Consider the following 16420-nt stretch of genomic DNA (forward strand, 5'->3'; position numbering starts at 1 on the left):
TTGTAAGGTAACATCATACCTCAGCATTAATTTTATCAAAATTTTATCTAATTTTCAATGTTTTAGAAAATTTTTTTAGAAAATACTTATTTTTTACAATAATAAACAAAAAGTAGTAATATATATTAAAAAATTTACTACTTTTATAGTTAATTTAATATTAAAAATCTAACTAACTGAATTTATATAGTGTCCTTTAAATCTATTTCTATCATTTATTTCTCTTGAATATTTTGAACAATCAATACATTCATTTAAAATTTTATAGACCATCATCGAATTTTCATAAGTAAAATCAAGTCTTACTCTGTCAACTCCTAATTCAAATATTTCTTTTATATCAGCTCTTAAATCAAGAGCAATATGGTTTCTTATTTCAGTTCTACAAAACATATCTTGAAATAGTCTAAACTCTCTATTTTCCATATCTTTTAAAGCATAATCACTTCTTGCACATTCCGCACAACGTCTATCTTTGTGACAATCCTTTGTTAAAACTCCCATTGCACAGTATTCTGTAAGCATTGATCTAGTATGGCCGTATATTATCATGTCAACATTTGAATTTCTTTCTTTTAATTTATCCAATATGTTTTTTATTTCAAATTTATTTATTTCTTGTGAAAGTGTTATATCTTCAGCATTAAAATATTTTTCAAAAAATTTCAATGAATATGAATTATAGATATTAAAATATGTATCTATATTGAATTTTTTGGTATCAAATTTTGATTTAAAAAAGCTTTTTGACCCCCAAGTTGATATTTGAACTTTATTAAAAATTTCATCATTTAATTTGGATAAATATTTTTCTAATACAGAATACTCTTCATTTCTTATAACACCTAACGCACTATAAATTAATTTTATTCCAATGGCTTTTAGATTATTATAATATTTTTCAAGTAAATTAAAATCCTCAGTGTAAATTTCTCTTATAAACTCTGATATATTTGGATATTCTAAAATTTTATCCAGTTGAGAATTTTGATGTACTTTTAATGTAATCTTTCCATTAAATACTTTTTTACCATTTTGATAACTAAAATTTTTAAAAGGACATACGATTCTTTTTTCTGAAAAATCTAGTTTATATTCCTCATATTTTACTATAGCTTTTCTTCTCATATTATTTAAAACTGAGACCGGAATAAAGGCATCTTTATCAATAAAAATATTTTTAAAAACAAAATTATATGGCGTTCCTCCAGTTTTAGACAATTTTTCAACAATCTTAGAAATCTCAACTTCTTTATTCTTTGCTTTTTCTATTTTTTCGTCTGAATAAACTTCGATATTTTCTAAAATAAACTTAGCTTTCTGTCCAACTTTAATAAAAATTTCACATTTTAAATTTATCTTTTTATTCTCAATTCCTTCTCTAAATGATTTATTGGCATTATCTACCAATAATTTATCAGAAGTTTTGTAAACAGGAGTTTTGGGTTTTATATCTTTTAAAAAATCAATTTCTATAATTTCTCCGGCTAGTCCAGAATCAAAAATTTCTCCATTTTTAATTATTCTACCAACATCTCCTCCACCTAAATTAATGCCGTCTCCCTTTGAAAGTTTACCGGATAATATTATTTTCAATTTCTTCTTTTTGGAATTGAAACTTAAAACTTCTCCTACTTTAACTCCAACATTATTAGGCTTATCTAAATTAATAATATCAGAACCGTTTTTACTCATAAGGTATCCTGATGTGAATTTTCTATTAAAAATAGCTTCTAAATCTTCTTTTAAAGCCTTTTTATCATCTGTAATTTTATTATTTATGTAATTGTCTATAGTTTTTCTATATCTTGATGTAACAACTGCTACATATTCTGGTCTTTTCATTCTTCCTTCAATTTTTAAGGATTTAACACCCGTATCCAATATTTTTTCGATATTTTCTATACTACATAAATCTTTTGGACTCAATAAGTAACTTCCATTTACATCAATTGCCTTTCCTGTTGTTTTGTTAATCAATTTATAACTTTGTCTACAAGGTTGAGCACAACGACCTCTGTTTCCTGAACGATCTCCAAGCATTGAGCTCATAAGGCATTGTCCTGAGTAACTTACACAGATAGCTCCGTGGATGAATACCTCAATGTCTATATCAACATTATCACAGATTTCCTTAATTTCTTCTATACTAAGTTCTCTTGCAAGAACTACTCTGTTAAATCCAACTTTTTTTAATTCTAAAACGTCATTTAATGAATGTGCAGATATTTGAGTTGATGCATGAAGTTCCATATTTGGATATCTATTTCTTAAAACTTCTGCAACTCCAATATCAGACAAAATTATTGCATCCACACCAATTTTATATAAAAAATCTGTATAAGAAATCAATTCTTCAATTTCTTTTTCTTTTATAGATGTATTTACAGTAACAAATATATTTACATTTCTAAGTTTTGCATATTTTACAGCTTCTACAAGCTCATCATTGTCAAAATTTGTTGCAGAAGCTCTTGCTCCAAAACTGCTACCACCTAGATAAATAGCATCTGCTCCATTTTGAATTCCGGCTTTCAAGGATTCCATAGACCCCGCCGGAGATAAAAGTTCAAACATAATATTCCTCACAATAAAAAATATATCTTTATAAAATGTGTAAAGATATATTCTATTATACCATAATTTTTACAATAAAAAAGGAGAAATTATAAAATTCCTCCTTTTAAAATATTCAATCATATTTAAATTTTATAAGAAATGTATTAATAAAAATCAATATAAAATGAATTATTATTATAATTATAAACAATAATATTGATTTAGAACCTAATAATTCAACTTTCCCAAATACAACTGGATACAATATTGCTAATAATTGAAATATTACATAGGATAAATTTATAATTAAAAATTTATAATTTATCTTATACAAAATAGAAAATGTCATATATAATATGAATACTATAATGAATGTTCCTCCATTTAATTCATCAATTATAGGCAAAACCTTTAAAAATAAATATTTATCAATACTGTATATATACTCATGATTTAAATCGACATAATCCAACATAAACATAAGTAAAGTAAATATAACAAAATTTACAATCCATAAATAATTTATAAAATATTTTTTAGCAATATTCATAACCAACACCTCAATATAATATAAAATCTGTTATTTATTAAAACTTAATTTTTAAGATGTTTAAATTGGTATAAATTAATAAGATGTAGCAAAATTATTATCAATATATTTGTAAAAAAATACATCATTGAAATATTATCTTCAAAACCGGCACGTCCTATAGTTATTGGATATATATTGAGAATAAAATATATACTCAAAAATATTTGATTTATAATTAAATATATTTTGTTTGAACAGAAAATTAAATTTAAAATCGAATAAAGTAATATGCTGTAAAAAAATATATGAGTCAAACCATATTCAGGGGGTGATAATATCTTATTCACTCTAAAAATATTAATTAATATATATCTGTAATAATTAAATGTAAACTCTTGATTTAACATTATATTTTCTAAAAGAAAAAATGATATTATAAACAAAAATATACTTAAAATAGAAATTGTTCTCGATTTCATAATAATTTTCTCCTATTTCACTGTACAATATATACTTTATAAAAGTATTATAATACAGCAAATTAAAAAAGTCAATCATTTAGAATTTATTTCAAAATTGGAAAGTGAGTTACCATATCTTAATTCCTTTCTTAAATCCTGAATAATATTATCCATTTTCTCAAGCTCTATAAGTAATTCCTTTTCCTTTTCAGTTGTTTCATGTATCGCAACAATAGCTCCATTATTTATTACAATTCTCTTATCAGCAATTAATGCAAGTATTGGATCGTGTGTTGCCATTAATACAATTTTATTTTCACTAACTAATAAATCTAATGCTTTTTTTCTATCAATTCCTGCGTTTTCAATCTCATCAATCAAAACAATAGGCGATGAACTTAAAATAGCTGTATCTGCAATCATTAAAGCCCTTGACTGTCCACCACTCAATGATGTTATAGGAGTGTTTAAGTCAAATTTTTCTCCAGCAAGTTTATTTGCTTCTACAATAATTTTATTAATAATCTCTTCTTCATTTTCAACCATTCTGCTTTTTGCATGAAGTTCTATAAACTCATATGCTGATAAATCCATAACAAAATTCATATTTTGGGAAAGTTGGGAAACTAATTTATTATTTGCACTTAATCGCCATTTCTTATCAGCATCTTTTCCATTTATTAAAATTTTTCTATTAGTAGGAGTATCTCTATCTGCCACCCACTCAATATCTCCTAATAATCTTGACTTTCCACTTCCTGTAGGACCAACTATTGAAATTATTTCTGATTTATTTACTATAAATTCATCGTAATTTTCTTTATTACCAAATTTATCTGTACCAGCTAGTAAAGTTATTGAATTTACTTCATCATCTTCTAGTCCTAAAAAACTTTTCATTTGATTTATATATATTTCTAATGAATCACAAAGCAATTCTTCATCTATTGCAAGTTCTTCTTTTTCTTCTTCAGAAAATGAATGTAAATACTCTGCAAATGATAAATGTTTACTATTTGAAATATCAAAGTTATTTTCTTCAAAAAAAACTTCAACAAAAGGATATTTTTCAATTAATTTTTCAATTTTTAGATTACGCATTTTTATCCTCCAATTTCATTTTTTTGATATTTCCCATTTGATATTTTGCTCCGATTTTCTTTTCTCCCAAGCAGTAAGAACATAATGCAGTTGGCATCGCAAATTTTAATTCCATACCATTAACAGTATTTATTGAATTCTTTTCATCATACAATAAAGTACTTAATTCATAAGTTCCTTGTCCTGTAAGTCCATTTATATTCATAACTATAGAACTTGGATTAACAGAAGCAACTCTTGAAGAAAAAACTTCCCTTTCAGCCTGGGAAACAATATCTCCTTTTGTTATAACAACATAATCCGCACTTTTTAACATTGGACCAATTTTTTTAGGTGTATTTATACCAGATAAATTATCAATAACGCAAACAGCTTTTATATTTTTAATATATGGTGAACATCTATTGCAAAGTCCAGCTGATTCTGTTATTAAAATGTCCAATTCATTACTAATTCCCCATTGAACAACCTCTTCAATATTTGAAACAAAGAAGTGATCTGGACACAAAGCACCAGATAGTCCTTTTCTGACTAAAATATTATTTTTTTTATAAATTAAATCGTCATCAGTATATAAACAGTCAAACTTAACTACTCCTGCTTTAATACCTCTATTTTTTAAGTTGTCAATTGTCTTTACTATTACACTGGTCTTTCCTGATGAAGGAGGACCTGAAAATACTACTAAATTCATATAAACCTCTATTTTAAAATTTCTTCATTAAAAATTCTTTCAGATTCTTTCATAATTTTTACTATATCATTATTATGAATATAATCCCAGCCACAGAATAAAAACCCAAAATCTTCATCCAACATATTATCTACCCCATAAATTGTAGTAGGAAATTTTCCATTTGATGAAAGTAATTTTCCAACATTTTCATTTCTAAAAAATTCAACTACTTTTTGTGCTTTTTCGTTATCTTTTTTAGCCATTATAAATACAGGACTTATTATTGCCCCATCTTTTGGCCAAACAACCTTAAGTGCTGAACTTCTTGACACCATTTGTGTGAAAAAATATGGAGTAATGCTAACAAGTGGATTGTTCTTTGAATCACCTTTTTTCTTAACCATTTCAGCAGGATGTAAACTCTTTTTATATATTCTTGCCAACGCTTTAATACCTTTGATTCCCCATTTTGCAAAAATGTTCACAACTAAAGCATTGAACATATCTAAATCAGATAACGGAATTGCAACACTGTCAGTGTAATTTCCACTAAAAAGCAAATCATCCCATGAAGTAGGAATTTTTCTACCGTTTAAATTATTTTCATTTATTAAAAATACGCAAGGAACTACTGCAATAATATTATAAATATTTTTAGGATCTCTTAAACAGATTTTTTTATTGTCAAAGTCTTTATTCATCTTCTTATTTTCAACATAAAATTTATTCTTTTCGAAAAAATTTCCGAATTTGTTTTTATCAAAAAACAATTCAAATCCTGCTGAAATCATTATATCAGCAACTTTATTAATATCTTCCGAATCTATATCATTTTCAATCCAATCTATACCTAGATTTGCAGATTTTAATTCATAACCAATAGTCAGACCTTTTGTTTTTTCCTCTTCAACAAATTTATCAAAAGATTCTATAATTGGTATTTTTAAAGGACACGGTAAAACACCTTTAACAATAACATCTCCAGTTACAACTTTTTCTTCTTCAAGAGATTTATCAACTGTACTATGTTCATTATTCAAGAACAAATCTAACTTTTCTTCGAATGCTGACTTATTTATACCTCTAACTTTTAAAGCCATATTTAATGAAACCATTTTACCCATAGTTTTCAACATTTTTTCGTTTTTTAATTGATCAAAACCATTATTTATAAAAAATTGTAATAGTTTTTCATTACCATTTAATATGTTATATAATTTATCATCAAAATCTATTTTACTCATAACTACCTCCTAACTACACAATAATATTATAATAATTTTTTGATTATGTATGTTGCAAATGCAATATAAAAAAATAAAATCGAAAATAATTTTCGATTTTATTTTTTCCTTCTATTAATTTGTTTATCTTTAAAATATAAATTTTTTAAATATATCACACCAACAATTTCTACAATTCCTATTACTATAATTGCAAGATTAGTATAAGATTTTGCTTCTTTTTCACTTATTCCTTTTACATACTTCTCTTTATATATTAAATTTGTTATAAGGTTATTAGGAGCATTTGTTAATGTTATTTCAGAACCTTTTTTTGTATTAATATATTTTGAATTTGAATTAATAATATATTTGTAATCTTCATTTCCATTAAACTTATATTTAAAACTCTTAAAATTATCAAAAGTAGAAAATGAAGAACTTTCTATATTTAGCTTCATTACATTAATATTATTTACTGTTGTTAGTGATGAAGATATTGGATACTCAACAGTTAAATGCTTTTCAACTTTACTATCGGTTTGAATTTCAAAAATTGCAACAATTTGTTTATCTGTTGTTGATTTTAAAACTCCTAGGCTATCATAACCTGAACCACCCAATATTTTATCAAAATTTTCAACAAAAATCTCATAAAGATTATCTTCTGAGAATCTTTGTTTAACATTATCGGGAATGTCCCCTAGAAATAAATTCTTTAAAAAGTTCTCAACATTCATAGATGTCTTTTCAATATTTTCTTTATAACCAGAATTAATTTGTTTATCACCTAAATAAATTTTAGTTCTTATGCTTACATCATTCCCGATTGTATATAAAACTGGTGTTTTACTCTTTCCACTAAATTCATGAGTTAAAACAATAGTTTTAGAATTTTTATTTTCTTCAACCTTTACATTTTCTCCACCTGATAAAAATAATTTTGTTTTATCTGTAGAATACTTAATTGTAATCTCATATTTTAAATTTTCAATGTTATTAGATTCTAAATTAAATTTTCTTAGAGTTCCTACATCTTCCTTTTTAAAATTTACTGGTTCATAGGTTGGAGAATCAATATTATTTATAATTTCTCTATAAAATTCACTACCTGTTGGAGACTTAAATTTATCGTTCAAAAATTTAAGGGTATATGGAACATCTGCTCCATCCATTTTAATTGAAAAATCACTTAATTTTTCTATGCTACTATTAAATGTTATGCCCATCTTAACTGTACTATTATCACCATTAGAGCTCTTTAGAGCGTAATTTGCTTTATAAACTCCATCTAATTTATTTTCAGTTGGACTAGCATTTGAAAAATCTATTACAGATTCTCCAGATAGCTCTATATTTTTAGTATCAGATAAGTTAAAAGGCTCATATATTCTATAATTATCAGTTAAAGTATTTTCTTCCGCATTATTTCTAAACGTGTTTCCCATAAAAAAACAAAATATCGTTAACGTGAGTAAAATTTTATTTTTCATATTTTCCTCCGACTTTTTATATGAGCTATTATACCATTTCTTATTTAGGTTGTAAAGATTATGGACTATAAAGAAAAAATCACAGATAGATTTATCTGTGATTTAAAATAAATTATAATAATTCAATTTTATGTGACTGTTTTATATTCTTATCTACTGCTATATTTACGGTACATATTTTATTTGCAAGATCAATTACCTTATCAATTTTATCAATACTTGCATCAGTTTTTAAAGAATACTTTGTCCTTATTTCTGAATACTCTTGATTTTTAAATGGAGTTTCTCCTATATTATCAGTACTTAAAACGTCAGCTTCAACTTCAATATTTAATTCTTCAAATTTTATTTTATAATATTTTGCAGATTTAATAAAAGTTAAAACTTTACATCCAGCAAGAGCTCCCATGAACATAGCTCCTGGTGACATATATCCAGAATTTACTTCCTTACATTTTAAACTATGTGTTATTATTTCTTGTCCATTACTGGATAAAATCATATCTCCATTTTTTTCTAATCTTATATTACAAATCATAGCTAAAATAACTTCAATATATTACCGATAAATACACCGTAATAATTACCAATAACATATCCTAAAATACCAACTAACATTGCAGGAACAACTAATTGATTCCAACCTCTAGCAATAGCTAACGCTGCAGCAGTTGTTGGACCCCCAATATTAGCATTTGAAGCTATACATACTTCTTCAATTGAATATTTGAAAATCTTACCGAAAATAAATGAAACAATCATGTTTATTACAACGATAAGTACACAAAATACTAATAACCATGGTGCTTTCTTTAATATTATCTCAATAGATGCAGGTGCTCCAATGGCGCCAAAGAAAATATGAATTAAAAATGTACCTATTTCTTCTGCACCTGAAACTTTTGCTAAAATTTTTGTATAAGTTGCTAAAATAACAGTTATTGTAGTCATTAATAAATATTTACTACCAACTAGTCCGAAGAATAAATCAACAAGAAATCTTAACGCAGTTCCCATATTGTCAGTATTAGGTTTAAATCCTGAAATATAAGTGCCTAATTCTGTAGATACCGCAACAATTACAAAAGAGAATGAAATAACTTTTGCTACATCTAATAGAGAAACATCTTTCTTTGCCCAGAATTGTGCAGCTTTATTTTCTCCAACTGAACCTAACTTTTCCATTTCATCTTCATAAGGATGACTATAATGTTTTCTAAAGAATTTCATCGTAGGTATAATAGTTAAACTTACAAAATAAATTCCCATAAATAAGTTATCAGCTACTACAGCAGAACCAACTAATCCTTTATCATCCAAAGGAAATGCATCAGCCATTGCAGTTAAGTTCATACTACCCCCAGTATAAGTTCCAACCATCATTGCACTTAATTTATAAAGTTCTGGAATAAAATTCTTTAATAAGAAAAATGCTACGAATGCACCTAAAATTGTACCTAAACCACTTAATAAATAAATTCCAATAAGCCTTCCGGATTCTTTCCAAACCTTTTTTAAGTCAGCCTTAAAAAGTAACATAGGAATTGCAAGAGGAACTACCCAACCCCATACTATATCATATGCTTTTGTATCTTCAGCAGGGATAATCCTAAAATTTGATAAAACCATGGTGAAAGCTAGTGCAAGAATACATCCTGTAATTTTCCCAGCCCAACTATAAGTTTGTTCTAAGTAAATACTAAATGCAGCTATAGCACATAAAATAGCTAGTAATACCAAAGTATTATCTACCTTAATAAGTGACCAATATTTCTGTTTTGCCACTTCTTGAGCAAAATATAACATAAAAATACCTCCTTTAAAAATATGTAATGCTTTTCACATCATAATTTATTATATACTCACTCTTTAAATTTGTCAAACTTATATTTTTAAAACATATAGTGTTCTAAATGCCTTATCTGTCTTATTCTTAAAATTTTCAAAATCAATAATTTCTATAATTTGAAAATTATTCTTTTTTATTACATTTAAAATATCATTTTCAGAATATATATATTGTCTTTGTATTTCTTTAATTTTTTCATATGTGCCATTCTCAGTCTTTAAGAAAAAATCAATATCAAAATCTATATATTTATTATGAAGATAATTTCTCCAAACATAAAATAGTTCATCTTCTTCATCTACAAAAATATTATTTCCTAAATATTCTCTTAGTTTATACTCAGAGTTTATATCAAACATTAAAATTGAGTTTTCATCCATTTGATTTTTACAATTATTTAAAAACATATCAATTTCCTTTATATTTTTTAAATAGTTTAAAACATCAAAAAAACAACATATTAAGTTATATTTCCTATTAGAATAAAAAGTTCTAATATCTCCTTTTAAGATATTAATATTATCATAAAGTATCAATTTATTATAAGCAATGGATAACATATTGTCAGAAATATCAAAACCATCAACATAAATTCCTCTTTTCAAAAATTGTTCTGTTAAATTTCCACTACCCATTCCACATTCTAAAATATTTCTTACTTCCACATTATTATTTATACAAATTTGTATAACATTAGAGGCAAGTAAATCATAATCTACTTGCCTTTTCATTAATTCATCATAAATATAAGAAAATTTATCGTACATATTAGTCCTCATACGAAAAAATATAAGGAATATTTCTATATTTATTACCATAGTTAAGTCCATATCCAACTATAAACCAATCTTCAATTTCAAAACCAAAATAATCAGGAACTATATCAACTTCTCTTCTACAAGGTTTATCAAGCATAACACATGTTTTAATACTTTTTGGATTTTTATTTAAGAGATATTCTTTAATATTTTTTAGAGTATTTCCTGAATCCATAATATCATCTACTATTAGCACATCTTTCCCTTCAATATCTTCTCTAAGATCAGAAATAATATTAACTTTACCAGTTGAAATTTCAGAATGTTCATAAGATGATGTTGTAATAAAATCTACAACTATAGGTTCATTTATCTCTCTAACTAAATCTGCAAGAAAAACAAAACTACCTCTCAAAAGGCCAATAGCAACTAAGTTTTTACCAACATAGTCTTTTGAAATTTGTTTTCCAAGTTCTTTTACTCTATTGGAAATTTCTTCTCTTGTAAATCTAGTAACCTCTCTTTTGTTCATCAAAATAGTCCTCCTTCGCTACTTTTTTACTATTTTTATTTTTTTCAAATTCAATTCTTTTCTTTTCAGAGTCTTTAATTTCCTTTAAAATCATTAATATTTTATTCAAAGTATATTGAATACTAACAAGTATTATAATCAAAAAAGTCATAAATATAACATTAAAATCTATATTCATATAAAATCACCTAATTATTTTTTATTTTCTCAATGCTTGATATAATTTCATCATAGATATTTTGATATTTCTTTAATTTTTCTCTTTCCTCATTAACAACTTTTTCAGGAGCATTATTTACAAACTTTTCGTTTGAAAGTTTAGAAGATGCCCTTTTTATTTCTGATTCATATTTCTGTAAATCAGTATTTAATTTTTCCAATTCCTTCTTATAATCTACAAGCCCATCTAAAGGAATATAAATTTTTTGATTATTACAGATAACAACCATAGAATTAGAAATTTCTTCATCTTTATCCATAACTATTACTCTAGAACATGATGCCAAAAATCTGTATAAATGTTCTAATGATGAAGTATAAACTTTTGTAATTTCACTATTTGAAACAAAATATAATTCAGATTTCTTTGAAGGCGGAATATTCTTTTCACTTCTCTTATTTCTAATAGCAGTAATAGTTTCAATTAAGTTTTCAACTTCACCTTCTTCTTCTATAAACATACTACTCTCATCATATTCAGGAAAACTTGAATTAATAAGCTTTTCATTAATGCTAGGCATAAAAGAATAAATTTCTTCTGTTATAAAAGGCATAAAAGGATGTAATAATTTTAGAATATTATTTAAAACATAAATTAAAACAGACTTAGCAACTAATTTTTTCTCAACATTATCTCCATACAATCTTGTTTTAGAAAACTCAATATACCAATCACAAAATTCATTCCATATAAAGTCATAAATTTTTGCTGAAGCTAACCCAAATTCAAATTTTGATAGATTTTCTGTTAATTCTTTAATTGTTCTATTTAATCTTGTTAAAATCCACTTATCTTCAATTTCTATCTTACTTAAATCAACATCATATTTCTCTTCATCATTTAAATTCATAAGTACAAATCTTGATGCATTCCAAAGTTTGTTTGCAAAATTTCTGTTGGATTCTACTCTTTTTTCATAAAATCTCATGTCATTTCCAGGAGTATTTCCTCCAACTAATGTAAATCTTAATGCATCTGCACCATATTTATCTATTATTTCAATCGGATCAATTCCATTTCCTAAAGATTTACTCATCTTTCTTCCAAGTTCATCTCTAATCAATCCTGTAAAATAGACATCTTTAAAGGGAATTTCATTTAGATTATATAAACTTGAAAAAACCATTCTAATAACCCAGAAAAATAAAATATCATAACCTGTAACTAAAGTATTAGTTGGAAAAAAGTATTTTAAATCTTCCGTTTTATCAGGCCAACCTAATGTTGAAAATGGCCATAATGCAGAAGAAAACCAAGTATCTAAAGTATCCTCATCTCTAATAAATGTTTTTCCTTCTTCTTTTGGTTCTTTTTTACTTACAACAACTTCTCCTGTTTCTTTACAATAATAAACAGGAAGTCTATGTCCCCACCATAATTGACGAGAAATACACCAATCTTTAATATTATCTAACCAATTTATATAAACTTTTCCAAATCTCTCTGGAATAATGTTTAACTTTCCATCTAAATAAGCTTGCTTAGCAGGTTTTGCTAATTCTTCCATTCTAACGAACCATTGTTTTGATATAATTGCTTCAATAATCGTCTTACATCTCTCGCAATGTCCTACAGCATGATTATGTGGTTCAATTTTAATCAAATATCCATTTTCTTTAAGTTCTTTTACTATTTCTTTCCTTGCAACTTCTCTTTCTAATCCAGAAAATTTTCCGAATCCTTTAGCAATTTTGCCATCATAATCCATAATAAGCTTTTGTCCTAAATTATGTCTACTTCCAACTTCAAAGTCATTCGGATCGTGTGATGGTGTAATCTTAACACAACCTGTACCAAATTCCATATCAACATAATCATCTGCTATAATAGGAATTTCAATATTTAAAATAGGTAAAATTAAAGTCTTTCCTACCTTATCTTTATATCTCTCATCATCTGGATGTACTGCAACAGCTAGGTCACCAAGCATTGTTTCAGGTCTTGTTGTTGCAATTGTTAAATACTCTTCACTATCTTTAAAAAAGTATTTAATATGGTAAAAATTTCCATCTTCATCATTATGTTCAACTTCAGCATCAGAAATAGCAGTACCACAATTACAACACCAGTTTACAATTCTGTCTCCTCTATAAATTAATCCATCATTGTACATTTTTATGAAAACTTCTTCTACTGCCTTAGAAAGATTATCATCTAAAGTAAATGCATCTCTTGACCAATCACAAGAAACACCTAGTGTTTTTAATTGATTTTTAATGTTTCCTCCATATTTTTCAGTCCAGTCCCATGCTTCTTTTAAAAAACCGTCTCTTCCAAGTTTTTCTTTAGAATTACCTTCTTTCTTTATTTTTTCAACAACTTTTGCCTCTGTTGATATTGATGCATGGTCAGTTCCTGGAACCCAAAGAGCCTCATAACCACTCATTCTTTTCCAACGAATTAAAATATCTTGAATAGTATTATTAAGAGCATGGCCTAAATGTAAATTACCTGTTACATTAGGTGGCGGCATTACAATAGTATATGGTTTTTTATCTGTATTTATATGTGCAACAAAATCTTGATCTTCTAACCAACTATTATATATTTTATTTTCAAAGTCTTTTGGATTATAAGTCTTTTCTAAATTTTTCATAAAACCTCCTCATATAAAATAAAATATTCATATTATCCAAATAATAAATTAAGCACTTTTACTTGCTGTAATATTATAATTTATATAATTATAATATTACTACTTTGAATTGTAACATATTGTTATAATATCACAATAAAAAAACTTCATCCCGTATATAGGACGAAGTTATCGCGGTACCACCTAATTTTCATAAAAAATGACTCTCTAAATTTATAACGTAATTACCCGTTTTTCAAAGCTAAAAAGCTACCTTCACAAAAAATGAATTAAATTTTTACACCGAACAAATTCTCTCTGAAAATTCTTTTTATGTTACTCCTCTTTTATATGCCTATATTTAATTTTTAGATAAAAATATTAGATATATTATAACACGAAAAATATTAAATTTCAATAAAAATTAAGAATTTTATTTATACTTTCTTACCATTATATGTCCCCTAAATTTATTAATAGGATTTTTACCTTCAAATCTAATTAACATATAGTATATTTATAAAAATTTATATTTATAAAAATTTAATTTTTATAAATAAAAAAAAGGCCGAAAACTAATTTCGGCCAATTTATTATTAAATTAAATTTTACCAACTAAATCTAATCCTGGAGTTAAAGTTTCATCGCCTGGTTCCCATCTTGCTGGACATACCTTATCTCCATGTTTAGCTACAAATTGTGCAGCTTGAACTTTTCTTAACAATTCTTTAGCGTTTCTTCCAATTCCATTAGCGTTTACTTCATAAAGAACTATTTCACCTTGAGGATTTACAACGAAAGTTCCTCTTAAAGCTTGTCCTTCGCCTTCAATTAATACGCCAAATTGTTCTGAAAGAGAAAGAGCTCTGTCTGAAATCATTGGATATTGAATCTTTCTGATTGTTTCAGAAGCATCCCACCAAGCTTTATGAACAAATTCAGAATCTGTAGATACTGAATAAATTTCGCAACCTATTGCTTTGAATTTATCATAACTTAAAGCTAAATCTTCTAATTCAGTTGGACACACAAATGTAAAATCTCCTGGATAAAAGAAGAAAACACTCCATTTACCTTCTAAATCTTTGTTTGATACTGTGATTAAATCCCCGTCATAATATGCAGGAACTTCAAATTCTTCAATTTTTTTTCCAATTAAACTCATACTAATACCTCCTATATTCGCCTTTTTTACTAAGACATTCATATTATACCACTTTTCTATTCATTCAAACAAAAAAGAGAGCAAAAAGCTCTCTTTAAATTTATAATTATGAAATATATCCTTCATTTGACAAGATTTCTTTAGATTTTTCTAGATTTGCATCATTGACCATTACTACAGGTCCAGTACAACCCATTCCAGTTTTTGCAAATATATTATTTTTCCACAAAGCAACCTTAGCATCTTCAAGTTCAAGAATATCAATTCCACCAATAGTTGCAGTAGCTTGTTCTTCTGCAGGACATTTAACTTCTTCTTCTGGTTCAGCTTTTTTTGCACCAGCAGAAGTAATCTTTTCTAAAATAGCTTTTAGACCAGCTTTATTAGCTTTTTCAAATTCTTTCTTTGAAACTTCTTTAATATTTCCTTTAACTAATTGTCCTGCATAAGTCATAGCATTTGCAATAACAGGGAATCCTGAAGCTCTTGATACTATAAGAACAAGTCTATCATATCCTTCACCAATTCCTGGTCCATAACCATAACCCATAGCTTCAAATCCACCACCAGTAGTGTATGATGAGAAAACTTTCATCAAAAGATTTCCAGTTAATGTATCATTTACCATTACATCTGGGACTCCTTGCAATAAGTCATTTCCTCTCATTAATACTCCACCATCAGCTCTGTTAGACTCAGCAAAGTTCATATCATAACCATTTTCTTTTAATTCTTTAAATGCTCTTTCAACAGAAACTGCATTATCTACATTCAATATACCTACTGTAGGATTTTGAATACCTAATGCTTTTGCAACAATAACTCCATAGATACCATTTTTAACCATACCTTCTACTCTATGTGCAGAAGATGTACCAGTAGTTGTCGCAATAATCATTTCCTTTGCAGCAGCTGGAGTAATAACTCTACCTACAGTAGAAACTCCAATTGGAAAACTATAATGCATAGTTACACAACCATCAATTTCACCACTATCTAATAGTGATTCCATTTTTTTGTAACCTTCTTCTTCATTAGCAACAACATATTGCTTTAATGAAGTATTTACTTCTGGTCCAATAATGCAATATTCTACACTATTATCTCTTGATTGAGCAAGCTCAGCTCCTTTTACAACATTATCTAATCCATGTTCACTGCCTAAAGTTGTAACAGCAATCCTTGGTCTTATTCCAAACGCACCTGTTTCTAAACCAGTAGCAATTTCTTCAAAGACATTACCTATTACTTTTTTTATATCAGACATGAAATCACC

14 protein-coding genes and 1 other annotated feature are annotated in these 16420 nt (G+C 26.5%); all 14 genes read right to left on the reverse strand.

Translation table 11 applies throughout. From position 1 onward, the window contains the following. Positions 1-168 precede the first annotated feature (168 nt). The 14 genes from WFJ11_RS03965 to grdD all read right to left on the reverse strand — a co-directional run bounded on the left by WFJ11_RS03965 (position 169) and on the right by grdD (position 16411). Positions 169-2547 (reverse strand): U32 family peptidase, encoded by a 2379-nt coding sequence (locus tag WFJ11_RS03965; protein WP_338816932.1) that lies wholly within the window; start codon positions 2545-2547, stop codon positions 169-171. Between the two features lie 145 nt (positions 2548-2692). Continuing rightward, positions 2693-3109 carry a hypothetical protein gene (locus WFJ11_RS03970; protein WP_041953977.1) on the reverse strand — a complete coding sequence of 139 codons (417 nt, stop codon included), beginning with the start codon at positions 3107-3109 and terminating at the stop codon, positions 2693-2695. A gap of 536 nt (positions 3110-3645) precedes the next feature. Then, positions 3646-4653: an ATP-binding cassette domain-containing protein gene (locus WFJ11_RS03975; protein ID WP_313960734.1), complete on the reverse strand. Its 1008-nt coding sequence runs from the start codon at positions 4651-4653 to the stop codon at positions 3646-3648. Next, entirely contained in the window at positions 4646-5347 is a 702-nt protein-coding gene (locus WFJ11_RS03980) for a GTP-binding protein (protein ID WP_293439655.1), read from the reverse strand. Before WFJ11_RS03980 ends, WFJ11_RS03975 begins: the two co-directional genes overlap by 8 nt. 8 nt (positions 5348-5355) lie before the next feature. Beyond that, on the reverse strand, positions 5356-6573 hold the full coding sequence (locus tag WFJ11_RS03985; protein WP_313960733.1) for an ABC transporter substrate-binding protein: 1218 nt from the start codon (positions 6571-6573) through the stop codon (positions 5356-5358). A 98-nt stretch (positions 6574-6671) separates the two neighbouring features. Next, positions 6672-8000: a hypothetical protein gene (locus tag WFJ11_RS03990; protein ID WP_009372832.1), complete on the reverse strand. Its 1329-nt coding sequence runs from the start codon at positions 7998-8000 to the stop codon at positions 6672-6674. Between the two features lie 157 nt (positions 8001-8157). Beyond that, entirely contained in the window at positions 8158-8583 is a 426-nt protein-coding gene (locus WFJ11_RS03995) for an OsmC family protein (protein ID WP_009372744.1), read from the reverse strand. 2 nt (positions 8584-8585) lie between these two features. Next, on the reverse strand, positions 8586-9851 hold the full coding sequence (locus WFJ11_RS04000; RefSeq protein ID WP_313960731.1) for a DUF819 domain-containing protein: 1266 nt from the start codon (positions 9849-9851) through the stop codon (positions 8586-8588). Positions 9852-9929: 78 nt separating this feature from the next. Beyond that, positions 9930-10661, reverse strand: a complete 732-nt coding sequence (locus WFJ11_RS04005) for a class I SAM-dependent DNA methyltransferase (RefSeq protein WP_313960730.1) — start codon at positions 10659-10661, stop codon at positions 9930-9932. Position 10662: 1 nt separating this feature from the next. After that, a complete protein-coding gene (gene hpt, locus WFJ11_RS04010) occupies positions 10663-11184 on the reverse strand; it encodes a hypoxanthine phosphoribosyltransferase (protein WP_009372514.1) in 522 nt (173 codons plus the stop codon). Next, a complete protein-coding gene (locus WFJ11_RS04015) occupies positions 11162-11362 on the reverse strand; it encodes a hypothetical protein (protein WP_009372405.1) in 201 nt (66 codons plus the stop codon). Before WFJ11_RS04015 ends, hpt begins: the two co-directional genes overlap by 23 nt. Positions 11363-11372: 10 nt before the next feature. Continuing rightward, entirely contained in the window at positions 11373-14000 is a 2628-nt protein-coding gene (locus tag WFJ11_RS04020; RefSeq protein ID WP_338816933.1) for a valine--tRNA ligase, read from the reverse strand. 155 nt (positions 14001-14155) lie between these two features. Then, positions 14156-14340, reverse strand: a binding site (T-box leader). Positions 14341-14580: 240 nt separating this feature from the next. Further along, the gene (ahpC, locus tag WFJ11_RS04025) at positions 14581-15144 is read right to left on the reverse strand and encodes an alkyl hydroperoxide reductase subunit C (protein ID WP_009372322.1); all 564 of its coding nucleotides are present in this window, start codon (positions 15142-15144) and stop codon (positions 14581-14583) included. 106 nt (positions 15145-15250) lie between these two features. Further along, positions 15251-16411, reverse strand: a complete 1161-nt coding sequence (gene grdD, locus WFJ11_RS04030) for a glycine/sarcosine/betaine reductase complex component C subunit alpha (RefSeq protein WP_313960728.1) — start codon at positions 16409-16411, stop codon at positions 15251-15253. Between the last annotated feature and the right edge of the window lie 9 nt (positions 16412-16420).

This window comes from Parvimonas micra (assembly GCF_037482165.1).
Taxonomy (GTDB): domain Bacteria; phylum Bacillota; class Clostridia; order Tissierellales; family Peptoniphilaceae; genus Parvimonas.

Coding starts and splice junctions, on each gene's coding strand:
- WFJ11_RS03965 (WP_338816932.1), bottom strand. CDS start 2,547: ATGGAATCCTTGAAAGCCGGAATTCAAAATGGAGCAGATGCTATTTAT.
- WFJ11_RS03970 (WP_041953977.1), bottom strand. CDS start 3,109: ATGAATATTGCTAAAAAATATTTTATAAATTATTTATGGATTGTAAAT.
- WFJ11_RS03975 (WP_313960734.1), bottom strand. CDS start 4,653: ATGCGTAATCTAAAAATTGAAAAATTAATTGAAAAATATCCTTTTGTT.
- WFJ11_RS03980 (WP_293439655.1), bottom strand. CDS start 5,347: ATGAATTTAGTAGTATTTTCAGGTCCTCCTTCATCAGGAAAGACCAGT.
- WFJ11_RS03985 (WP_313960733.1), bottom strand. CDS start 6,573: ATGAGTAAAATAGATTTTGATGATAAATTATATAACATATTAAATGGT.
- WFJ11_RS03990 (WP_009372832.1), bottom strand. CDS start 8,000: ATGGGAAACACGTTTAGAAATAATGCGGAAGAAAATACTTTAACTGAT.
- WFJ11_RS03995 (WP_009372744.1), bottom strand. CDS start 8,583: ATGATTTGTAATATAAGATTAGAAAAAAATGGAGATATGATTTTATCC.
- WFJ11_RS04000 (WP_313960731.1), bottom strand. CDS start 9,851: ATGTTATATTTTGCTCAAGAAGTGGCAAAACAGAAATATTGGTCACTT.
- WFJ11_RS04005 (WP_313960730.1), bottom strand. CDS start 10,661: ATGTACGATAAATTTTCTTATATTTATGATGAATTAATGAAAAGGCAA.
- hpt (WP_009372514.1), bottom strand. CDS start 11,184: ATGAACAAAAGAGAGGTTACTAGATTTACAAGAGAAGAAATTTCCAAT.
- WFJ11_RS04015 (WP_009372405.1), bottom strand. CDS start 11,362: ATGAATATAGATTTTAATGTTATATTTATGACTTTTTTGATTATAATA.
- WFJ11_RS04020 (WP_338816933.1), bottom strand. CDS start 14,000: ATGAAAAATTTAGAAAAGACTTATAATCCAAAAGACTTTGAAAATAAA.
- ahpC (WP_009372322.1), bottom strand. CDS start 15,144: ATGAGTTTAATTGGAAAAAAAATTGAAGAATTTGAAGTTCCTGCATAT.
- grdD (WP_313960728.1), bottom strand. CDS start 16,411: ATGTCTGATATAAAAAAAGTAATAGGTAATGTCTTTGAAGAAATTGCT.